This window comes from Maribacter orientalis, from assembly GCF_900109345.1.
GTDB lineage: Bacteria > Bacteroidota > Bacteroidia > Flavobacteriales > Flavobacteriaceae > Maribacter > Maribacter orientalis.
In genome coordinates, this window is sequence record NZ_FNZN01000001.1 from 410,435 (window position 1) to 432,558 (window position 22,124).

Below are 22,124 nucleotides of genomic sequence, written 5' to 3' on the forward strand. Positions count from 1 at the left end.
AATTACTTAGGAAAATCTTCCTTCATTTTTTTAGAAAATACAGTTGAATTAATTCGATTATTAGCTCAAGTTCTTCACCAAACTAATCTATAATATCTATTACCGATTGTCTTTCTCTATTAACAGTAAGCTTAGTTACGTCTGGTCTAGAATAATGCCCAACAGGATCAAAGTTTTGTCGTTCTTCTAGAACGCGATTAAAATCAATAGTAGAAGTAATTAGACCTTCTTTGTCGACAACTGGTGGAATAATCCATTCGCCATCCGGTCCAGCAATACAAGAACCGCCATTCGCCATAGTGTCAGGGGCATTTTTAAGTATTTCTTGGAGATGTGGGGTGTCTTCAGGAAAATCTTCGATTCTCATCAAACTTGAAACGGAAACAACGAAAGAACGAGATTCCCTTGCTATGAATCTTGTAATGTCTAGGGTGTTATAATCAGAACCTGGCCAAACAGCAATATGTAGATTTTCACCCATACCGTAAAGTGCTGTTCTTGATAATGGCATCCAGTTTTCCCAGCAATTCAATCCGCCGACGCAAAAATCTTTTAAATCATGAACTCTCAGTCCATTACCATCACCAGCTGCCCAAGTTAATCGTTCTTCGTACGTAGGTTGTAATTTTCTATGTACCGATTTTATGTCGCCATTAGCATCGATATATACCAACGAACAATAGATACTATGACCGCCTCTATTTTTGGCGCGTTCCATAATACCTAAATAAATGGCCATAGTATGCTCTTTCGCTAATGCGCAAATTTCATCAAGCTCGCCAGCTTCTATCTGAATAGAATTCTTGACATAATGTGCATGTATTTCTTTTTGTGTGGTCGAATTAAATTTGGCCCCATCGGTTAACGATACCCAAAACGGATAGCCAGGCAGCAATGCCTCGCCAAATACCAATAGCTCACAATTATCATCAGCAGCTTTATTGATATATGTTTTTATTTTATCAATAGTCTTTTGTTTGTTGAGCCAAACCGGAGAGATTTGAGCCATTCCTATTTTAAGTGTATTCTTGGTATCGGTTGGTATCATTTTTAAATTTCTGATTTTAGAGTGTTCAGGTTATTGAGCTTAACTAAAGCATTATAGCCGGTCTTTATTAGCGTTTAGTTTACTATCAATCTCATTTTTGAACCTTTGTGCAAAAACATGTTTTGGGTCTAATTCAAGGGCTTTTTCTATTTGAGATTTAGCCAATGACAAGCTATCCATCTTTAAATAAATGCTTGCGTATAACACATAGGGTTGAGGAATATTCTTATTATTTATTTTGGTATTAAACTCATCAGCAATTAATAATGCCTTTTTATAATTTCCTAAATCGGACTCTAATGTGGCAGCATAGCTAATGAAAAAAGGGATTTCTTTTTGTTTTTCTGTTGTGAGTAGATGAAGGGAATCTAATGCTATTTTTGACCCGTAATTAGACTGTAAGATTTCAATATACTCGGCTTTTATAAAGGTTTCATTAGGGTATTTATGTATAAACTCCCTGTAGTTGTTCTCTGCGATTTTCTTGAAATTCGAATAGAAATTAGTTTCTAATTTTTGTTTTTGGTCGCGCGCATTAAACAATTCTAAGGTAGCGAGCGTAACTTCCAATAATAGCTGGTTGTCTTTATTTTCCTTACTTTTTTCTAGATTGATTTCATTTAAGAGCCGTATTCGTTCATTAAGGTCATCAGATATTTTACCCACCAAGCTTTTACCAATTACAAAAGAAGAATCGAACGCTACCGCTTTTCGAAATGCATTTTCAGATAAAGACCATTGGCCATAATCCATAATATATTCCCAGCCTTTATTAAAATGAAAAAGGGCTGAATCATTTTGGGTACCATAATTGTATTCCTTTTGCGAGGTAATTTGGTTATGGACTTTTTGTTTACAAGAAGTTATTGCAATGAAGAGCAGTAGAGGAAAAAAGTACCTGATTTTCATTCGAATTTAATTCAACTTTAATGCTACAAGTATTACTGTGAAAGGTTACTGATTGCATCACCTAAATTAGCAAATTTATTCTTAAAAAAAAGCTAAGCGAATTTGTTCGTTAAGGCAGATTATTTACAGAGTTAAAGGGACATAGTTCACACCATATTTTGACTTAACCTTAATGATACTTGTTTATCTCTAATATTGTTTTCATTCTTAAAATATTGAGACGATAAACCCACAAAAAAGTTAGTTTTTCTCATCTAGTGCTTTAACCTTTGTATTCATTTGATTTTCGCGACTAATTTGTTTTTAATGTAATTTTCACTAATCGTCCTTTAGAAAAAAGACTCGGGCTTTTTTGATCGATTAAAATGACAAGGTTTCCACTCGGTAATTGTGCAATATCGCGCACCCGGCCAACTTTAGGTAAAACAATTTCAGTGTCATCTGTTTCAAGATTATAAAGTACAAGATGCTGGTACGTTAAGGCCCCCATAAGAAAAGAACCGTTCCAGGGCTCAAAATTGCTGTTTTTAAGTCTTATAAGGCAGCTAGGCGCCAGGCGAAAATCTGGTGTCCAGTGTTTTACGGGCAAAATCGTATTCTTTGCCGCTTCCTCCTCGGTCATATCGGATACCTTAGAAAGGTCATAATTTACTCCGTATGAAAATAAGGGCCAGCCGTAATTACCCCCTTTGACAATTATGTTGAATTCGTCACCACCCAATGGCCCATGTTCATTGGAATATAAAGTTGTATTATCCGTATCATAAAAGAGTCCCTGAGGATCTCTGTGCCCATAAGTCCAAATACCCGAGGGTTTGCTCATACCAGGAAAGATAGGATTGTCTTCGGGGATAGACCCGTCATCCATTAGCCTAAAGATTTTCCCCCTTGGGTCGTTTAGGTCTTGTGGCCCAGGATCGGGAAGCGGTGCCCCGCCTGATCCAAACGACAAAAAGAAATGTGTTTTATCTTGCCAGGCTATTCGTGAACCAATAGCGAACTGATCTGACTTGAAAATTATCTCGATATCTTGTGCTGAATTTTCCTTCAGTCTGAATCGAGCTACCGAAAGATGGTAGTCCTCATTTACGTAAGTCAGATAGGCCATTTGATTCGATTCAAACTCTGGGTGAAGACTTATATCCATCATTCCCCCATAAGGTCTGTCTGTCGTAAACGTCTTGGATTCGGGCAAACCATCCACTTTGTTAACCTTACCATTTCGGTAGCGGTATAGTGCACCCATTCTTTCGGTGAAAAGATAATCATCTTCACTAATTACTTCAATGGCCCAGGGTATTTCAAAGCCATCTGCCAAAACCTCCAAATCTAATGTTAAGCCTGATGCTGTGGTTTGCGTCTTTACCTCATTACAAGAACAGAAAAGTAAGGTGATTGGAATAAAGACTACAATTTTCAAAATTTTAATCCCTTGTGGTAGCGTAAATGTGCCCTTTTGATATTTGAGAAAAAGTGTTCCCATGCTAAAGAATTTTATCATTTGTTCGTGGTTGATTATAATGAAGCACAACGATTCTGCTGGTATGTTTGATTCTTTGTTTGAAGATAAGATATTTTGGGAGACTAAATAATTTAATGGGAAGAGTGATTTCGAGATCCGGCTAGATTCTTGAGTAGGCTATCGTGTTATAGCAACTCCGTCATTTAGTAATTTTCATGGAATCTGCACAGAACCTAAATTCTGATTACAGAAGTCGAATCAAACGCGAGCAAGGAAGCTAACAAGAGTTATAGCCTTAAAAACAATGAAATGTAAAAGCGGTTAAAACAGGGTTTAGGTATTGATGTTTAAAAGTTGGGTTTATCATTATCCCTAGGTTTATTGACCGATCGTCAAGGAGCTATCGATTCGGATGTTTACGGTAATACCCAAACATTGAAAAGACATAGGAATAGATTAAAACTTCTCAACGTGCAAATAAAAATGATAGAACAGGAGATGAAAGAAATCATTTTCAAAAATGAAGTGCTTAAACGGAAAATCGACTATCTAAGGAGTATACCTGGTGTCTCTTTCATATTGGCAGCTACGGTAGTTGGGGAGATATTGGGTTTTGGATCGATAGTGAATACAAAGCAGCATACAAGCTATGCTAGTTTTGACATAGTTTTAAAGGAGTCCGGCAAAACAAGGATCAGTAAAAGAAAGGACAGCCACATTAGAGCGGTATTACTTATGCCCTCTATGACCGGTATATGCTGTAATACGACATTGAAACAATTCTATGACAGATTTAAGCCCAAGAAAGAAAAGCAATTGGTGCCTTAATAACCGTTCAAAGAAAATTATTGATACTTATGTTTACGTTATGGAAAAAAAATGAAGAAGTCAGTGATGCAGTGTTTGAAACAAAAAACAGCAAAAGCATAAAGCTATTGCTGCGCGGGATAACAAATTGATTGCTCAACCTGTTTCCTGAAGATTTAAAGAAAAAACTTGTTTTTCAGCTCAGTTCTTTGTTTTGCTTTCGTTATTTTTTTGAGTTAATTCCAATTCTATTAAGATAATCAAATCTTTAATTTCAGTATCGAGATTTTTTCGATAATCAATCACATCTTGGGTAAATGATAATTTCATACCAAGAAGATTTCTTATTCTTTTATTTTCAAGTAATTGCGAATAGTTGTTGCCTGTCTCATTTTCAATATTAATATTTGGTAAGTTAGATTTTACTAAAGGGATGAAATTGATGTCTTTTTCTAATATATCATCTATACGAATTTGATGAACACTTAATCTGTCGTTAAGAATATCATTAAGTTTTTTAAGACGAAACTCTAATTCGGTAAATTTTTCATTTATATTTTTATTCTTAATTAGGCTTAATTTATTTGTGCTTTTTAAATTATTGTAAGCGTTAAAAGTTGGAATGTCACTTTGTAAATCCCAAACTGTATTCTTGAAAATAGAATCACTAATGGTTATTGATTTTAATCCATTATTATCGGATTCAATTCCAAGAATTTGGATTAGGCTCTGCTTTAATATGTTCTCTCCAGAAATTAATAATTCAGATTGTGTTTTCGATAAATTTAAATTTTCTAATAAATTTTCTAAAATAACTTTTTCCTCAATAGAATTTTTTCTTTCTTCATTCCAATTATTGATTTGAAGAGCAATTAAAATCCCAATAACCACAAGTATAATTTCACCAAGGGCATAAGTAAAATACTTACCTATTTTGTTTTTCATTAGTAAGTTTTGTCGAATTTTTCTAAAGAATTTTATCATTGGTTATTTGGTTGGTCAATATTGGGCACAACGTGTTTGTGTATGATTTCGTTGCGTGTTTCAGCAACTAATTTAGCAAATACAAACCGAATAGAAAATCCGCGAGGATTTTCGTAAGTAGGCGAGTACCAGCAATTAATTATACACGGCTTAAGTTTGATTCTCATTAAATTGATAGAATAATCAGAAAGAACAAAAGAGAGAATTAAGGTTACTATACACGGTGAAGCTTTAGACTTCGACAACATTGATAATCCTCACTCTTTTACTACTATAATCACGTTCAGTTCTGTGAGACCTAGATCTCGTTTTCAAGTTGTTGTGATACCGGTAGCTAGTTCTTTCATAAATCATTTCTTATGAATAAATATAAAGAAACTTTTGGAGTTGACATCAGTAAGGATGTCTTTGATGTGTATGGTAGTACCATAGGTCACAACCAGTACAAGAACGATGCGAAGGCTATCTGCGAATATGCTTTGATCAATGAAGTATCTCTTTACAATGCTTTGACAGATACGTAGAGTAAGTGTCTACAGTTGTTCAGATTATTGGATACGTATTTAAAACAACGTACCGCAACTAAGAACAAAATACCTGGAGAAGCTGTTTTGGGCATACCCTCAAAGTTTGTTCATCGTTCTTTGATACGTAACAAGAAGCAGCTTAATAAGGAGGTAGAAGCTATCGAATCGAAGATTTTGTCATCGGTGAAAGTGGATCAACAAGAACAATTGACCTTGTTGACGTCAATACCAGGAATAGGGCAAAAGACTGCATTATTTTTAATAGTGGTAACTGATGGTTTTAGCAAGTTCGAAACGGCATCACAGCTTTGTAGTTATGTTGGTATAACCCCAACGATACGTGAGTCGGGGAGCAGCGTAACAGGTCGTGCACGAATAAGTAAGGTCGGTAATAGAAAGCTTCGGAATCTTTTATTTCTATATTCCTTTAATGCTTGTAAACACAACAAGGCGTGCAAGGAAGTTTATGAGCGAATCGTGAACAAAGGAAAGAGTAAGAAACAAGCATTGATAGCAGTTGCCAACAAACTACTTAAACAGTCCTTTGTTATTGCGAAATCAGGAAGGCCATATGATGAAACTTACATTTCACTATTGTCTAGATAACCAGAGAATAAAAACCATGAAAAAAGCTTAAAGAATCTATTTTTTTGAATCTATGGGCTAGAATAGTATTGTCTCAGATTAAGGAAGAACTTACTTGTTTTTTACCTCAGTTCTTTGTTTTGCTTTCGTTATTGGTTTAAATCCCAATTAATAGCCTCAGTTAGTACTTTGATCAAGCTCACTTTGGAGTTGTTTCAGCGTATTTTCTATATTATCCTTCAAATCAGAATAAAAATGTGCATTCAGAAAAGATCCGGTAATAAAAAAGAAGGTTAGCTGATTGTCAAATTCAATATTCTTTAGCAGCACTTTACTAGATAGCTTAAAAGGGCTGTTAGAAATCTCCAAAGCAAATCTATTATTTGCTAATGCATTTTTTAAGGACTTTCTACCATTACCCCATTTGTTCATTAAATCAATCAATTTATACCGAGGTTTGGAATGTTCTTCTTCCTGAAACAAGATGCTGGTAAGAATTCCATCCCATGAGGCCAGTTTTAGTCGCAGCTCCCTATTAGAAATAATACTTAATTTACCAGAGTTGACCAACTCAATAAGAGTGCCTGGGCTAGGACGGTATTGAATTTCAGCCACAATTGTGCGATACATTAAAGAATCAAATACCTTTTCAGTCAAATCTAGATCAGAAGTTCCCATTTTATCTAAAAGTGCATTGGCGTACGCCAAACCTTTCGCATTTTGTTTCATTACTCGTTCTACTTCTATGAGGTTATTTGAGAATTCATCATGAAGGGCATTTAGATATAATATTTCTGCATCCTTAACCTTGTCAATCTCATTCAAATTATTTAACTGAAGCGCAATTAATATCCCAATAACCACTAGCACAATTTCACCAATGGCATAAAGTAGATATTTACTGAACTTATTTTCAGTTACTAACTTTTGTCTAATTTTTCTAAAGAATTTTATCATGTTTATTGGTTGGTCATAATGTTCATTAAGGCACATAGTTTCAGCTATGAGTAGTGCGGAGGAAAGGAAACCTTTTAGTTTCTGTCTTCGCACGTAGCAAAAGCTTTTTGTTTTGATTTATATTTTTTCGTTAGAGCAATCCCGACGCTTCGGGAGAAAATATTTTGCGGACATAGTAAATATACGCTTACTTTGGATTGTACACCAAACCCTGCATTACTTATAGCTATTGTTGTGCTTTCGTTATTTTTTGTCTTTCAAATACTTTTCAATCATATTTTTAAGGTTTTTAGCCTTATTGTATAAAACCTTTCGTACCTCGTGTGCATGTGTTCTGCTGTCCTTAATTAGACTAAAGTTTTTAATTAAGTTTGGTTTGAATAATTGAAATTCTGGTTCATTAATAATGGAAAGGTCAGGAGGTCCTGTATTACCATTCCATTGTAATTCCGCCTTATTCTCTATAAAGCTACTCACATCAAAATACTGGCTGTTTCGGTCTGTATATTTTTCAACAAAAGAGTTGTAAAGGTTTTCTTGTTTAATTACTTCTTCAAAGAATTTATAATATTTTTGAATAGAATATTTAATTGAATCGGACTCAATTAAATTCAGATTTCCTGAAGATTTAATATTTTCAAATACCACGTTCTGACCTTCAAACCAATTATAACCTGAAGCATTATAAAGGTTAGTTATTATTTCTTGATGTTTAGAAGTTATTGGTTCAGAGTTAAATGTTCTTATTAAATAAGTATACGCATTGAGTTTGATAGTGTCTTTATAAAATAATTTCTCCAATTCACTTATGTCATCATTAAGGTTGATGTTAATTCCTTTAAGATAGTCTGTTTCTAATATTTTATTTTGTCTATTAAGATTCCAATTATTAATCTGAAGCGCTATCAAAATTCCAATTACCACCAAGACTATTTCTCCTGTAGCATATTTGAGATACTTTCTGGTTTTACCTTCTGAAAGTAGGTTTTGTCGAATTTTTCTAAAGAATTTTATCATTGGCTTTTGCTGAAGATTTTAATGATCATTTTGTTTATCTAATTCTGCTTTAAGCAATATTCTTAAGGCTTTGGCCTGATTATAGATATTGTCATAACTGTCTTCAGCCCCCAACTTGTTTTGAATAACATAGGGTATGAACTGCAAAAATTTGGGTTTGTTCAACATGCGTTCAAATGTTTCTTTTGCCTCAATCGCACTATAATTTTTGGTAATATAATAATCGCCCATGTCTATAACTTGACTTGTAGTAAAAATGCCCTGTTTAAGGTGAGAATAATTAAGCTGAATGTCTTGTTGGAGAAAATTATATTGCCCTTCGGATGATGTCCAAGAGTAGTATTTTTGAAGTGCTGCCCTGAGAGCCTCGTTGCTAATTAGAGAAAGATTTCCACTGGATTTAAGTTCTTCAAATGCATTGTCGGAAATAAGTGGTATGTTAGTATAACTAGCATGTTCGATACTTTTCATAAAGTAACTGGAAGAATCTACGGCCAGCTGTGGCTTATCTATCGTCCTCAACAAAAAATCAGCACGATGAATACGGCTTTTATTTAAAGAAATAGCGGTCAAAATGTTTTCTAGATTGGTGTTTAACTCAACTTCAAAACGCTTAAGGAATATTTTTTCTTGAATGCGTTCTATCCTCTGTTCGTTCCAATTATTAATCTGAAGTGCAATTAAAATTCCAATAACAACAAGAACTATTTCTCCAATAGCATATTTCAGATACTTTCCAGTTTTGTTTTCCACAAGTAAGTTTTGTCTAATTTGTCTGAAGAATTTTATCATTGGTTATTGGTTGGTCATAATGTTCGTTAAGGCACATAGTTTACACAAGTTAAAGATTAAGGTTTACACTAAATTAATTTCTAATCTTGTTGCCTGTTCTTTATTTCTTAGATATCTTTCATCAAAGAAACCTAAAAATACGTTTCTATAAAACACCCTCCAAATGCCGTTTCCCATTTCCTGTATACCAACATATTTACCTATTAATGAAGCGGTCACATATACCCAGTAATAAGATTTCCATCTGATAGATCCATTCTGGGTTACTTTAAGGACCTTGTATTTGGCATCATAGTCAAAGTCCGGTATTCTTTCAGGGAACGGTCTGGTAGAAAAGTCATGCATATCTGCAGGTGTCCTCATACTCAAAGCTTCATGTGTTCTAATGTTGTTATATTCCTTTACAAAGTGGTTCAGACGTCTTTGTTGCACTTTTAGGCAATAGGCCGAAGGTTTGGCGAAAGCTGCTTTTAGATCGCGGTGCATACGTTCATGCCTACCATTTTGTTCGGGATGGGCGAGATCTGAAAAGACAGGTGTTATACCCAGTTCGATAAACCAATAGGATAGTTGTGTAAATCGTTGGATGGTACGCACCGAACCAAAGGGACTACCATTGTCCGTATGTATTTGTTCGGAGATTCCAAATGTTATAAAGACCCTGGTAAATTCAGCCTTGGCAGACTTCAGGTTTTCATGGTAATGTCCTTTAGCGGTGAACAGGAACCAGCTTTTGGAGTCGGCAATGGTGAGTGGATGACAGTAGATTTTATTGCCCATTAAAAACTTTCCTTAATAATCTGCACTCCAAACTTCATTGCACTGTTTTTGGTCGAAAACAGGGAATACGGGTTTGACTCCCTTGCACCTTTTCTGAGGTTTGACCAGGCCATGCCTAGAAAGGATATTGTGAACGGTAACCACAGATGGGAATATCTCTTATGAAATAATGTAATAGAATGAACCTTTTCGAAATCGCTTACAATGTCAAAAAGTACCTGAATTTTATCTTAAAATATACCAAAAGTGGGGTAGTGCAGCTTGCTTTTAAGGTCCTTCTAAATAGCATGGCTTAAAATCCATTTTTTTATACATAAGATGTCAAAAGTCAGCCTTCCAATATTGATGCGAAAAGAAAAATACCCTATAATGTGGAGCTTATATTCAATCTATATTTTTGAAATTAAAGGCTTGTACTAAGGTAACTGTTATTTTGTGCTTCATAGTTCAATGGGATATAGATAAAATTTTTGATAAATGATTGGACACCAATAGATATAAAAAATCCGGTTCTTAAATAAGTGAACCGGATTTTTGTTCATTAGGTGTTTTTAATAGGGTAATTTATCCCTTTGGTCCATTGCCATTATTTCCACCACCAATACCACCGTTTCCGCCTCCGCCGCCACTGTTTCCACCTCCTTGGCCATTTTTAGGCACTAGTTGAACATCTATGTAGGTAAGGTTGTATTCATGAAGAATTACAGCGGTGCCGCCACCCAATTCAGGTTCTTCTGCCACTATAATTTCCTCCTCTTCATTGAGAAGAATAACGGTATTACTATCAAAAGAAGTATTCTTTGTTCCAGTGAAATTATTGTCCAGAACAAAAGTAAGCCTATAGGTGCCAGGCCCGTCCCCAATTTTTCTGGTCACCCAGTTGTAGCCATAAATTACTTTTCCCTGTACATTGGTTTCTGCACTATATCCCGATGGGCCATCTACATTCTCCCATACGCCGCCTTCAAACAAGGGTAAACTAACGTCTCCTTCCCATTTGGAAAGATTGGAGTCCCATGTTAGATTCGGAGTTTCGTTTTCGGGAACTTCGTCAAGCTTCTGGATAACCATTTTGGCCATACCGGAATATACGGTTGCCAACTCGGATTCAATGGTGGCGCCTACCGGTCCTTCAGAACCATTTACGGTTTTGGCCCCCCAGACTTCACTTAATCCAGATTGTGATTCATCCTCAATTTTCATATCATAACCCAACATAGCGTTCGTCAACTCCTTGAATAAAACAACTTCCACCCTAATCTGGGCACCAAATGGCCAAGCCCTGGCTTCAAGGTTATCTCCCCAGTCTATACTGTTTATGTTGACTTCAAGAGCATCGATTGGATTCGTAGGGTCACCGGGAGCAGCTTGGGTGGGATCAAATGATTCTGCTTGCCAAATATTGGCTGGATCGCCCTGTATGTAATAGTCAAAAGTACCTCCTTCCAAATCTGTGGCTGTAAAATAAATTCCACCAAAGGATTCTTCTCCGAAAGTACCCGGTAGTGTTTTGGATATGCCATCAGACCAAATAACGGGAAAAGATAAGTTGTTGCCTACTTTTTCCGCAGCGGGCGGTTTGGCTTTGGCCGTAGTGCTGACCAAAGCATTGGCCTCCATGTTTTTGAGCTCGATCTCGTTCTTTTCACACCCTGTGAAAAAGATTAAAAGTAAAGCCAAATGGCCCATTTTTAAGGGTAAATTATATTTGTTCATCTTACAAAAATTTTAAAGGTTATAGATTTTGTCCAAAGCATTCAACTTAAAATGTGATTGCATGTTAGGTTGGAGTATTTTCGTTCAATTTATTGGGGTCAAGAATACTATGGACTTTGCCCTTTGAAATAGATCATTAGTTCCTTTTGGAAAAGGAGAAGGTCAAGGTTTTTGATCAACCTATTTAAAAATTCCAATTCCAATAAAAATAGACTTATGATTAACATTACTAATTGAATTTTGTTTGTTGAATAATTGAAAATTAATGGATTGTATACCATTGTGGAATGACTTAGGTCACCCGTACTGATTTTGGATATCCTTTATTTCATTGGCTGCGATAACGATGAAGAACTGCCATAGTTTAGTTCGATACGTAGGAAACGCCAGCTTTTTCTGGAATCTTTTTTTGAACAGGTGTTCACTAAGGCTTTACCAATGTTCATAGAGAAGGGAATGGCAAGTTGACATATACAGGCATTGATTCGGACCCAATAAAAGCAGCGATAAATATGGAGAGCTTGAATCTAAAAGTATCTGAGGAAAATCTGAAGGAACATTTAATGAGGATATGGGTAATCAGAGCCATGAATAAAGAAGAGCCTTACCGTAAAACCAGGAACCCGAGATTAAATAAAGGGTAACGTAACGTTACCATTAGTAAAAAAGAGCTTTCAGTCACAGCGGGAAGCAAAAAGAAGTGATGCAAAAATGATATGTTGCTATGGCGATAAACAACCTATGGGCCTTTGGTTACCAGAGGCAGTTTACATAGTTCAAAGTAAGGCCCTTCAAGTTTTAGTGCACCAAAATTTAAATCAATAGTCAGCTCTTAATAATACGCTATCCACGATTAATTCAGGTGCATTTTTTAAGTATATTTTGTTCCCATGAATTGAATATTCCTCAATATTTTCAGATATAGTTACTTTAAATTCAAGTTTTTTTAAAGTCCAAGTAATCTTTTTTGAGATAACACTTGGTGTTAAAAACCAAATCAATAGTCCAAAGGTTATTATGAAGACTCCAAGAACTTAAAATCGTATGTGCTTACAGTTTACACTGGATATTTTTTTAAATTACCTAGAACTTACTACTATATGTAATTATGTACACAAATGTAAATTACTCGTTGCAATTTAATGAATAGATGAATTGAGTGTTTCCTTCATCTCCTCCGTCATCATGTCCTCCATTTTCGCCATCATTTCCATGTTCTCCTCCATCATCGTGTTCACCTCCGTCATCAGGTGCTTCTCCTTCGCCATGACCTCCAGGCCAACCACTTGGAATATTATCTAACTGTTCTTGATTGACCTGAATACAGCTAATATTGTTATTGTTACATCTAAAAAATAGTAAAGAATTGTTATTGCTTACATCCAAACTTTCTAAGTTGTTTTTATTACATAATAAACGTTCCAAAACAGAATTTTCACTTAAATCTAAACTTGTAAGTTTATTATTATTGAGATATAACTCAATTAGGCTTTTATTTTCACTTAAATCAATACTTTCCAATAGGTTATGATTACAAAACAAGCGCTCCAATAAAGTGTTTTTTCTTAAATCTAAACTTTGTAACTGATTGGTATTGCAATGCAATACTTTCAAATCTTTATTTTTTCTAACATCTAAGAATTCAAGTTGATTGGTATTGCAGGTTAATTCTTCCAATGCCTTATTTTTACCCAAATCCAGCGTTGTTAAGTTGTTATTATTACAATTCAATTTAATTAAATTCACAAAATATTCTATTCCATTTAAGCTTGAAATACCTGATGCACTAATATCTAATTCAGTGATACTTAAAACAGTTTCTTTTAAAACCTGACCATCTAGATGATCATCCAAACCTTTTTCTATTAATGCTAACTCAAAATTTGAATCAAAAATTGGATACATTTTATCACTTTTCGAACTGAGATCAATTTTTTTTAAATTGGCTTCTGAAGAATCATTTAAAAGCCCTTCTCTAGACATGGTCATTTCATCCTTCTCACAACTAAATAAAGAGAAAATAAAACCACTAATTAGTAGTAATAGATAGAATTTTAAATTTCGAATTTTTACAGTATTTTCCATAATTACCAATTTTAAATTAATACACCTTTTTTAAATCTTATAGAAAAGTGTCTATAGAGTAAATAAAGAAAGCTATAGTAATTCGTTTATAATATGACCTGCATCATTTTCAAATACGACCTCAATCAAATTCTAAATGGAATCATTGGTCTTTTATCTTAGTTCTTTGTTGCGTTCAGTTTTTTCCTTTGATTATATTTTCTTTTAGTTTTTATTATTCTATATCTCAAATCATCATAAAATAAACTTATGAGTAAAATTAAAGCACCAAAAATTAAAGTGTTTAATTTCAAATCTAGTTTGGAATAAAAAAATCCACCGATTAATCCACCTGCAAAAAAGAATAAGATAATATAAATGCGTAGTTTAATATTGGCTTTCAATTTTTCTCTATGTGGATGTAACTTTGGAAAGAACATTTGCGAAATATCTATTCCTAAATCTGTGAAAAGTCCGGTTAGATGTGTTGTCCTTACTACAGCATTTGAAATTTTGGTAACAAAAGAATTTTGAAGTCCCATTGAAAAAAGCAGCGAGCATACTATTAAATCGGAATATTTCATTTCGATAAAATTACTTAAGAGTCCAATTGATATTAAAATCAGAGATTCAATTAATGTTGGCAGAAAGAAAACATTTAGTTTTTTATTTTCTCTGAATTGTTCAATTAGAAAACTGGATAAAAATGAACCTAAAAGGAACGAAAAAATATAAAGAAAATATATTGTGCCTTTCCAAAATTTAAAATCAGCTACATCATTAATAAATAGAGCAAAATGACCAGTAACATTTGTAGTTAATTGTTTAAAAGATAAGAATCCTGTAACGTTAACAATGCCTGCAACAAAAGACAGAATAGTTGCAATTCGTAGATTATGTTTTAACGTCCTGCTTTTTCCTTGATGTCTAAACACTCAATTTCTATTTAGTTCTATTTTTCTAATTGCACACGGTTTAGCTAAGCGTAGTGCGGAGGCAAGGAAACTTTTCGTTTCCGTCTGCGCACGAAGCTAAAGCTTATTGTTTTGCTTTTTCTTTTCTTGTCCAAAGCTAAATCCATAAGATTTAGCGACTTCATAAATATACACAGAGCATTCGGTTTTGCCCTTAAGTCCGCATTACGTTTAGGCTTTGTTGTAAAACGTTTTTTCCGTCAGAGTTGTTTTTACAATATAATGGGAAGTCCATCTACGGACAGTTGCGTTTGAGTAATTAGTCCATATACTAATGATTTAACTAATTCCTCCTATTTTCATTTTCCAATAATAGATTAGAATAGTTAATACGCCTATTATTATCACAACTATGTCTTTTTTGAAATACTTAACGATGCGCATTATAAATAATCCCGTAACTAAAATCATTCCTGCTTCATAAATTGGTTGCCATAGTGTAGAATAAATTTGGTTTTGATTTTCGGAGAATTTCATTATGTGTCCGTCTTTTTGGAGCAAGGCAAATAGAGCAAAAATCATTATAAGAATCCAAAACATTAACCCATTGGCAATCAAGGAAGACCAATTTTTCTTAACATATAACTTCAAATTCATCATTTGGATAAATCTTATTTTTGTTCAAAATGTTTTACAACAATTGTATATAGTAACAAGTTACTATATCCCTATTTTACCCGTAATTTAATCAAATCTTAAGGAGCAGTAATAATTAGAGGGAAATAACGGTATAATAGGTGTTTACAAACGTTTTATATCAGTTAATATACCTCGTATTCTTTTTTATAGGCTAGGGGAGTACGCTCGGTTAGGGTCTTAAATTGTTTGTTAAAGTTAGACAGGGTTTGAAATCCGCTTTCATAGCAGGCTTGTGAAACATTCATCTTTTGCTCTATGAGCAATTTACAGGCATGACCAATTCGTATTTCACTTACAAACTCAGAAAACGATTTGTTGGCATGCAATTTAAAATACCTACTAAAAGAGGTCGGGGTCATATTGGTCAATTCAGCCAAATCTGACAGGGCCATTTTTCTTTTAAAATTCTTCATAACGTAAGCATACACTTGAAACATACGTTCGGTATCTGCTACCCGTAACGTATTTGTATAACCAGGGCTGGCCAGCAACGTATATTCTTTCGTCCTGCTTATGAAATCTAATATTTTTAGTAATTGAAGAATACCTTCAAAACCATCCATATGAACAAGGTCTAGCATTAGTTCTTTTAGTGTTAGCGCTGTTTGTTCAGTGAATTCCATTCCTCTAAGGCTCTTGTGAAACACCTGTCGCAAGCGTATGGCTTCATCTTTATGCAAAAGGTTTTCTCCTAGAAAATCTTCGTGAAAATAAATAACGACCCCTTCAGACCATGCAATATTTTTTTCCTGTTCTTGCTCATTCTCACTACGCCACATATGAGGAAGATTTGGACCGGTAAAGGTGATGTCTCCCGCTTTAAAAGGCTTTACGCTATCACCTATAAAACGGGTACCACTGCCTTTTTGTACTAGAAATAGTTGATGCTCTGAGTGAAAATGCCAATGAGGGTCAAAAACAGGTTCGTTTAAAGACCGGGCCAAATAGGCTCTATTTTCGGGTATAGGTGATTTTTGAAGCGCAGATTTCATGATGGGTAAACAAGTTTTATTCTAGTTTTAAAGACCAATTGCATACTAATTTATCAAATATTGGCAATAATTTGTAATCAAATGATAAAATACAGTCAGTATGTGATAAGTGAGAGTAAATTTTAAGGGACTATTTTTAGTAATATTGAGAGTAGAAAACAACGCTCTTTATGAAACTTAGTCAATCATTTATCAAAATCACCCTTATTGTTCTTCTTTTTGCAGCATGTTCACCAGCTAAAAAGGAACGTTTAGACGATGCACCTCGTAGAATAGAATTATTGTTTTTAGGGCATGAAATTGAACACCATAATTCAAGGGCATATTTTCCCATTTTAGCATCGGCCTTAACTAAAGACGGCATTAATATAACATACACTGAAAAGCCATCTGATTTGAATTCAGATAATCTAGAGTTGTATGATGGACTTATCGTTTATGCCAATCATGAAGAAATAAATAAGAATGAAGAAAAGGCATTACTGAACTTTGTAAAGGGGGGAAAGGCATTTATTCCCATACACTCCGCAAGTTTCTGTTTTAAGAATTCGCCCGAGTATATAAATTTGGTCGGAGCTCAATTTATGAGTCACGAAACGGGTACGTTCACAGCAGAAATTACCAACATGGAACATCCCATCACCAAAAATTTAGAATCTTTTGAAACATGGGACGAAACTTATGTACATGATAAGATAGCTGATGACATTACCGTTTTAATGGAACGTGTAGAGGGTGATCATAGAGAACCTTGGACATGGGTAAAGGAAGTTGGTGAAGGAAAAGTTTTTTATACCGCTTATGGGCATGACGAACGTACATGGGAGAACAAAGGCTTTCAAGAGTTGGTGAAATCAGGAATTCTTTGGGCCGTAGACGACCAGGTGAAAAAGAACTGGGAAGCGTTTATGGTAGATATGCCAACCTTAAAATATGAAGAGCGCGCAAATATACCTAACTATGAAAGGCGAGATCCGGCACCAAAATATCAATTGCCATTATCACCTGAGGAGTCTAAAAAATTAATTCAGGTACCCGCAGGTTTTGATGTTGAACTGTTTGCTTCTGAACCCGATATTATAAACCCGATTGCCATGAATTGGGATGAAAAAGGTAGGCTTTGGGTTATTGAAACTGTCGATTACCCTAATACGGTGCGTAATGATAATAGTATAGGTGATGATAAAGTAAAGATTTTAGAAGATACCGATGGTGATGGTAAGGCTGATAAGGTTACCGTCTTCGCGGATAAATTGAACATACCTACAAGTTTTGTCTTCTATAACGGTGGTATCGTGGTTTCTCAAGCGCCACATTTTATTTTTCTAAAGGATACCAATGGTGATGACAAGGCAGATGTAAAAGAGATTCTTATCGATGGCTGGGGCACGTTCGATACCCATGCAGGGCCATCTAACCTTCAATATGGTATCGATAATAATTTGTACGGCGTTGTAGGATACTCAGGCTTTGAAGGAAACATATTTGGACAAGGATTTAAATTCAATCAAAATGTATATCGATTCAATCCGAAGCGTAAAACATTTGAAGTGTTGACGAATACCAGTAACAATACATGGGGGTTAGGGTTAACAGAGGATAATTCCATTTTTGCATCAACCGCTAATAATACCCATAGCGTATTTGTAGGTATACCCAACGCTAATTTTGAAGATGTAAAGGGAATTGGTACTGATGGAAGTGCCAAAATCGATGGTCATTATTTTATGCAACCAATTACTCCGAATGTTAGACAGGTAGATGTCTTTGGAGGCTTTACAGCTGCAGCGGGTCACCATTTTTACACTGCAAGAGCATACCCAAGTTCGTACTGGAACACCATTGCCTTTGTGTGTGAGCCAACAGGTGGTTTGGTACACCAAGCGCGAATTGTAAAAGACGGAGCCGGTTATGTAGAAGAAGATGCAGGTAATCTTTTTGCCTCTTCTGATGAATGGGTTTCGCCGGTAGAAGCTAAAACAGGCCCTGATGGTGTGGTTTGGGTTGCCGATTGGTACAATTTCATAGTACAGCATAATCCGACCCCTAATGCAGGGCGAGGTGGCTACGATGCTGAAAATGGTGAAGGTAATGCCTATGTGAATCCGTTGCGTGATAAAGGTCATGGTAGAATATGGCGTGTAGTGCCGAAATATGATTATACCTATGAAGCACAACAATTAACAAAAGAAGACCCAGAAGCATTGGTTGAAGCCTTAAGCAGCGATAATCAGTTTTGGAGACTTACGGCCCAAAGATTATTGGTCGAAAGAGGCGATACCGATGTGCTGAACGATTTGTACAAATTAGTGAATAAAAAAGACGTCGATAGTAATGGCTTGAACAATGCGGCAATGCATGCCCTTTGGACTATTGAAGGCCTAGATGCTTTAAAAACAGACAGTAATGCATTAGGGGTGGTAAAAGGAGCATTATTTCATAAGGCATCGGCAGTACGTAAAGCGGCAATACAAATATTGCCGAGAAATGACGACACCGATGATGCCTTGTTTAAAGCGAACACTTTAAATGATCGTGACCCAAATGTGCAATTGTCTGCCCTCATATATTTTTCAGAACGACCATCTTCTCAAAAAGTAGGTTCGTTATTGCATGACCTTGGTAAGAACGATGCAGTTTTAAGTGATCTGTGGTTGTTTAAAGCTTTATATGCGGCATCGGCGAAGCATGTAGACGGATTCTTAAATGCGTTTATGGTAGCGAATCCTGATTACAAAAAACCATCTGACGAGGTTAGCGATATGAGTTCTAATACGTATGATGACACAAATTGGGAAACTATGGAAATTCCTCAACATATGGAAGATGCCGGTTTAGAGATTGATGGGGTAGTTTGGTTTAGAAAAGAAGTGACAGTGCCAGCAAGTATGGCAAATAAAGCCAATGTATTAGCGTTAGGCCCAATTGACGATTCTGATATAACCTATGTTAACGGAGTAGAAGTAGGTAGTATGACTTCAAGTTTTAGTTCAAACAGAAAGTATGATATTCCAGTAGGGGTATTAAAGGCAGGTAAAAATACCATAGCGGTTAGGGTAGAAGATACTGGTGGTGAAGGCGGAATTTATGGGAATTTTTGGCAGTTGTATTTGCAGTCAGGAGAAGAAATGATCAGGATACATGGCATTTGGAAATATAAAGTAGAGAAAAACTATACGAATCAAGTAACGAAAACCTACTCTAATGCTGATATTGCGGGACTTTTAATGAAATATTATGGTGCAGACGTTGATAAATCCTCAGAACTAAAAACTGAAGAAGTTTCTAATGCAAAAGTGATTACGATTAAAACAATCACCAATGAAATGAAATTCGATGTTACCAAGTTTGAAGTTAAAGCTGGTGAGCAAGTAGAATTGGTTTTAGAGAATCCTGATTTTATGCAGCATAATTTGGTCATTACCAAACCAGGTAAGAAAGAAGCAGTAGGTACAGCAGCCGATAAAATGGCAGCGGATCCAAATGCGGCAGACCTTAGTTATGTGCCGCAAACTAGCGATGTACTATTCGCAACGGCATTACTGAATCCAGATGATACCTATTCTTTGAAATTCAAGGCACCGACAACTCCTGGTGAGTATCCGTTTATCTGTACGTTCCCAGGGCACTGGCGTATTATGCAAGGGGTGATGATTGTCAAATAAATTCAAACGAGTTAGCACGTGAGTAAATGAGCAATAAAATAGATTTCGGGGTAAGTACATGGTTATGGCAATCTCCATTTTCAACAGATAGTATAGACTTATTTCCAAAAATAAAAAAGTTAGGGTATGATTTGGTTGAAATACCTGTAGAAGACCCACAATTGATCGATGCAAAAGTGGTGAAAAATGCACTTGAGGATAATGGATTACGTGTTTCTGTCTGTGGTGCTTTTGGCCCCACAAAAGACCTAACGCATGATGACCCTAAAGTGCATAGACAGTGTTTTGATTATTTGGAAGAATGTTTTAAGCTGTGTACTGTTTTGGAAGTTGATTTTTTAGCCGGACCAATGTATTCTGCTGTTGGTAAAGCTCGTTTTGTTTCCTCGGAGCAACGTAAAAAAGAATGGGATTTAGCCGTAAGCAATTTGCAAAAAGTATGTGCCATGGCCGAGGGCCACGAACTTTCAATTGCCTTGGAACCTTTAAATAGGTTTGAATCTGATATGGTCAATTCGGCAGAAGATGTAATGCGATTGGTAAACGATATCAATCACCCTTCTGCACGAGTTTTATTAGACGGTTTTCATATGACCATTGAAGAAAAGAATATAAGACAGGCAATTAACACCGTTGGTGATAAACTAATACATGTACAGGTTTCTGAAAACCACAGAGGTGTGCCAGGTACAGGCCTTACGCCGTGGAATGATTTTAAGTTGGGACTTGACGATATAAACTATACCGGAGGTTTGGTCATAGAAAGCTTTACTCCGGAAATAAAAGAATTGGCCGCTGCGGTATGTATTTGGAATACCATGGCCAAAAGTCAAGATGAATTTGCCCAACAAGGATTAGAATTTTTAAAACAAACGTTTAACGATTAAGAGTATATAATGAGCGAGAAGAATATAAGAGTAGCTATCGTAGGGCTTGGTTTTGGAGCGGAGTTTATACCCATTTATAAAAAACATCCGAATGCAGAATTGGTTGCGGTTTGTCAACGAAACGAAGAAAAATTAAATGAGATTGCAGATGCTTTTGACATCGCAAAAAGATATACTTCGTATGAGGAGCTTTTGCAAGATGATGAGATAGATGCGGTACATATAAATACACCGATACCCAATCATGGCCAACAATCTATTCAAGCACTTAAAGCCGGGAAGCACGTTGCATGTACCGTACCTATGGCGACAACGGTTGATGAATGTAGGCAGATTGTAGAACTTACCGAGAAAACCGGACTTACGTACATGATGATGGAAACTGTAGTATATGCACGGGAGTTTCTATATATGAAAGAGTTATATGACAATGGCGAATTGGGTAAGGTTCAGTTTTTAAAAGCAAGTCATCAACAAGATATGGACGGATGGCCTAATTACTGGCCTGGGCTACCACCAATGCATTATGCGACCCATTGCGTTGGGCCTGTACTTGGTTTAACTAGAGACGAAGCAGAATATGTTTCGTGTTTTGGTTCAGGAACAATTCGAGAAGAATTGATTAAAGAATACAATTCACCATATGCAGTAGAAACTACGCATATTAAATTCAGGAATTCAGATTTGAGTGCCCAAGTATATCGCTCTTTGTTCGATGTAGCCCGACAATATCGAGAAAGCTTTGAAGTCTATGGTTCTAAGAAGTCGGTAGAATGGCCTTTAATAGAAGGAAAGCCCTTAGTAGTACATACGGCTAAAAAACCTGAACCAGAAATTCCGGAGGAAGTTGAGAGCCCAGATTTCGCAAAGTTATTACCAAAAGAAATTCAATCCTTTACAACCCATGGTGTTTATGATGAAGGCGACAATCAGCATTTGTCATTTACCCAAGGTGCCGGTCATGGCGGTTCGCATCCACATTTGGTGCATGCCTTCGTTGATGGCTTGGTAAAGGGCACATCACCCTACCCGAATGCAAAACAATCTGCCAATATCACCTGTGTAGGTATATTGTCGCATGAATCTGCAGAAAAAGGAGGTGAAATTATAAAATTACCTGAGTTTACTTTTTCAAAATAGAAAACAACCAACCTTTATATATTGTGAAATACAGTTCGGATGTCTTAATTGACATTTCGGACTGTATTTTTTTTATTCCGTAGTGAATACTACAAATTCACTGATACGTTAGCCTTTGAATATTGATTTTACAGTTGTTAATGGAAATCCCTAATTTTAAGCATCAGAAGGCAGCATTT

General features: G+C 35.6%; 18 protein-coding genes and 1 pseudogene. 6 read left to right on the plus strand and 13 right to left on the minus strand.

The features are described 5' to 3' along the window. Positions 1-82: 82 nt before the first annotated feature. The 3 genes from BMY56_RS01740 to BMY56_RS01750 all read right to left on the minus strand — a co-directional run bounded on the left by BMY56_RS01740 (position 83) and on the right by BMY56_RS01750 (position 3,440). A complete protein-coding gene (locus BMY56_RS01740) occupies positions 83-1,048 on the minus strand; it encodes a carbon-nitrogen hydrolase family protein (protein WP_091619121.1) in 966 nt (321 codons plus the stop codon). A 51-nt stretch (positions 1,049-1,099) separates the two neighbouring features. After that, complete coding sequence (locus BMY56_RS01745; protein ID WP_091619123.1) at positions 1,100-1,957, minus strand: hypothetical protein; 858 nt, start codon at positions 1,955-1,957, stop codon at positions 1,100-1,102. A gap of 292 nt (positions 1,958-2,249) precedes the next feature. Then, a complete protein-coding gene (locus BMY56_RS01750; protein ID WP_177170902.1) occupies positions 2,250-3,440 on the minus strand; it encodes a PQQ-dependent sugar dehydrogenase in 1,191 nt (396 codons plus the stop codon). Between the two features lie 333 nt (positions 3,441-3,773). On the opposite strand from BMY56_RS01750, the gene BMY56_RS01755 reads away from it, so the two are divergent. Further along, the gene (locus BMY56_RS01755) at positions 3,774-4,247 is read left to right on the plus strand and encodes a transposase (RefSeq protein ID WP_143057767.1); all 474 of its coding nucleotides are present in this window, start codon (positions 3,774-3,776) and stop codon (positions 4,245-4,247) included. Positions 4,248-4,427: 180 nt separating this feature from the next. Here the strand turns inward: BMY56_RS01755 and BMY56_RS01760 are convergent, their stop codons facing one another. After that, positions 4,428-5,171, minus strand: coding sequence for a DUF6090 family protein (locus BMY56_RS01760; RefSeq protein ID WP_177170903.1), 744 nt, complete (start codon positions 5,169-5,171; stop codon positions 4,428-4,430). A 398-nt stretch (positions 5,172-5,569) separates the two neighbouring features. Here BMY56_RS01760 and BMY56_RS01765 point away from each other — a divergent pair. Continuing rightward, a pseudogene (locus BMY56_RS01765) lies at positions 5,570-6,343 on the plus strand (IS110 family transposase). 156 nt (positions 6,344-6,499) lie between these two features. On the opposite strand, the gene BMY56_RS01770 reads toward BMY56_RS01765, so the two are convergent. The 4 genes from BMY56_RS01770 to BMY56_RS18785 all read right to left on the minus strand — a co-directional run bounded on the left by BMY56_RS01770 (position 6,500) and on the right by BMY56_RS18785 (position 9,685). Then, the gene (locus tag BMY56_RS01770) at positions 6,500-7,372 is read right to left on the minus strand and encodes a DUF6090 family protein (protein WP_143057768.1); all 873 of its coding nucleotides are present in this window, start codon (positions 7,370-7,372) and stop codon (positions 6,500-6,502) included. 150 nt (positions 7,373-7,522) lie between these two features. Next, the gene (locus BMY56_RS01775; protein WP_091619133.1) at positions 7,523-8,296 is read right to left on the minus strand and encodes a DUF6090 family protein; all 774 of its coding nucleotides are present in this window, start codon (positions 8,294-8,296) and stop codon (positions 7,523-7,525) included. 18 nt (positions 8,297-8,314) lie between these two features. Beyond that, entirely contained in the window at positions 8,315-9,088 is a 774-nt protein-coding gene (locus tag BMY56_RS01780; protein WP_091619135.1) for a DUF6090 family protein, read from the minus strand. A 63-nt stretch (positions 9,089-9,151) separates the two neighbouring features. Then, entirely contained in the window at positions 9,152-9,685 is a 534-nt protein-coding gene (locus tag BMY56_RS18785) for an integrase core domain-containing protein (RefSeq protein ID WP_262493763.1), read from the minus strand. On the opposite strand from BMY56_RS18785, the gene BMY56_RS18790 reads away from it, so the two are divergent. Continuing rightward, the gene (locus tag BMY56_RS18790; protein WP_245737117.1) at positions 9,659-9,871 is read left to right on the plus strand and encodes a hypothetical protein; all 213 of its coding nucleotides are present in this window, start codon (positions 9,659-9,661) and stop codon (positions 9,869-9,871) included. The genes BMY56_RS18785 and BMY56_RS18790 overlap by 27 nt on opposite strands. Positions 9,872-10,432: 561 nt before the next feature. Here the strand turns inward: BMY56_RS18790 and BMY56_RS01790 are convergent. From BMY56_RS01790 to BMY56_RS01815, 5 genes are all read right to left on the minus strand, one after another. Then, positions 10,433-11,584, minus strand: coding sequence for a hypothetical protein (locus BMY56_RS01790; RefSeq protein WP_091619139.1), 1,152 nt, complete (start codon positions 11,582-11,584; stop codon positions 10,433-10,435). 1,125 nt (positions 11,585-12,709) lie between these two features. After that, positions 12,710-13,669: a leucine-rich repeat domain-containing protein gene (locus tag BMY56_RS01800; protein ID WP_091619143.1), complete on the minus strand. Its 960-nt coding sequence runs from the start codon at positions 13,667-13,669 to the stop codon at positions 12,710-12,712. A 158-nt stretch (positions 13,670-13,827) separates the two neighbouring features. After that, the gene (locus BMY56_RS01805) at positions 13,828-14,583 is read right to left on the minus strand and encodes a YoaK family protein (RefSeq protein WP_091619145.1); all 756 of its coding nucleotides are present in this window, start codon (positions 14,581-14,583) and stop codon (positions 13,828-13,830) included. 318 nt (positions 14,584-14,901) lie between these two features. Beyond that, a complete protein-coding gene (locus BMY56_RS01810; protein ID WP_091619146.1) occupies positions 14,902-15,222 on the minus strand; it encodes a hypothetical protein in 321 nt (106 codons plus the stop codon). A gap of 161 nt (positions 15,223-15,383) precedes the next feature. Beyond that, complete coding sequence (locus BMY56_RS01815; protein WP_091619148.1) at positions 15,384-16,253, minus strand: AraC family transcriptional regulator; 870 nt, start codon at positions 16,251-16,253, stop codon at positions 15,384-15,386. A gap of 170 nt (positions 16,254-16,423) precedes the next feature. On the opposite strand from BMY56_RS01815, the gene BMY56_RS01820 reads away from it, so the two are divergent. The 3 genes from BMY56_RS01820 to BMY56_RS01830 are packed head-to-tail and all read left to right on the plus strand — an operon-like array spanning position 16,424 to position 21,945. Continuing rightward, positions 16,424-19,918, plus strand: a complete 3,495-nt coding sequence (locus BMY56_RS01820; protein WP_091619150.1) for a PVC-type heme-binding CxxCH protein — start codon at positions 16,424-16,426, stop codon at positions 19,916-19,918. A gap of 26 nt (positions 19,919-19,944) precedes the next feature. Continuing rightward, positions 19,945-20,805 (plus strand): sugar phosphate isomerase/epimerase family protein, encoded by an 861-nt coding sequence (locus tag BMY56_RS01825; protein ID WP_091619152.1) that lies wholly within the window; start codon positions 19,945-19,947, stop codon positions 20,803-20,805. A 9-nt stretch (positions 20,806-20,814) separates the two neighbouring features. After that, on the plus strand, positions 20,815-21,945 hold the full coding sequence (locus tag BMY56_RS01830) for a Gfo/Idh/MocA family oxidoreductase (RefSeq protein ID WP_091619154.1): 1,131 nt from the start codon (positions 20,815-20,817) through the stop codon (positions 21,943-21,945). Positions 21,946-22,124: the final 179 nt, after the last annotated feature.

What these genes read in the sequence shown, in the direction of transcription:
- BMY56_RS01740 (WP_091619121.1), bottom strand. Translation starts at nt 1,048, where the DNA reads ATGATACCAACCGATACCAAGAATACACTTAAAATAGGAATGGCTCAA.
- BMY56_RS01745 (WP_091619123.1), bottom strand. Translation starts at nt 1,957, where the DNA reads ATGAAAATCAGGTACTTTTTTCCTCTACTGCTCTTCATTGCAATAACT.
- BMY56_RS01750 (WP_177170902.1), bottom strand. Translation starts at nt 3,440, where the DNA reads ATGGGAACACTTTTTCTCAAATATCAAAAGGGCACATTTACGCTACCA.
- BMY56_RS01760 (WP_177170903.1), bottom strand. Translation starts at nt 5,171, where the DNA reads ATGAAAAACAAAATAGGTAAGTATTTTACTTATGCCCTTGGTGAAATT.
- BMY56_RS01775 (WP_091619133.1), bottom strand. Translation starts at nt 8,296, where the DNA reads ATGATAAAATTCTTTAGAAAAATTCGACAAAACCTACTTTCAGAAGGT.
- BMY56_RS01780 (WP_091619135.1), bottom strand. Translation starts at nt 9,088, where the DNA reads ATGATAAAATTCTTCAGACAAATTAGACAAAACTTACTTGTGGAAAAC.
- BMY56_RS01790 (WP_091619139.1), bottom strand. Translation starts at nt 11,584, where the DNA reads ATGAACAAATATAATTTACCCTTAAAAATGGGCCATTTGGCTTTACTT.
- BMY56_RS01800 (WP_091619143.1), bottom strand. Translation starts at nt 13,669, where the DNA reads ATGGAAAATACTGTAAAAATTCGAAATTTAAAATTCTATCTATTACTA.
- BMY56_RS01810 (WP_091619146.1), bottom strand. Translation starts at nt 15,222, where the DNA reads ATGATGAATTTGAAGTTATATGTTAAGAAAAATTGGTCTTCCTTGATT.
- BMY56_RS01815 (WP_091619148.1), bottom strand. Translation starts at nt 16,253, where the DNA reads ATGAAATCTGCGCTTCAAAAATCACCTATACCCGAAAATAGAGCCTAT.
- BMY56_RS01820 (WP_091619150.1), top strand. Translation starts at nt 16,424, where the DNA reads ATGAAACTTAGTCAATCATTTATCAAAATCACCCTTATTGTTCTTCTT.
- BMY56_RS01825 (WP_091619152.1), top strand. Translation starts at nt 19,945, where the DNA reads ATGAGCAATAAAATAGATTTCGGGGTAAGTACATGGTTATGGCAATCT.
- BMY56_RS01830 (WP_091619154.1), top strand. Translation starts at nt 20,815, where the DNA reads ATGAGCGAGAAGAATATAAGAGTAGCTATCGTAGGGCTTGGTTTTGGA.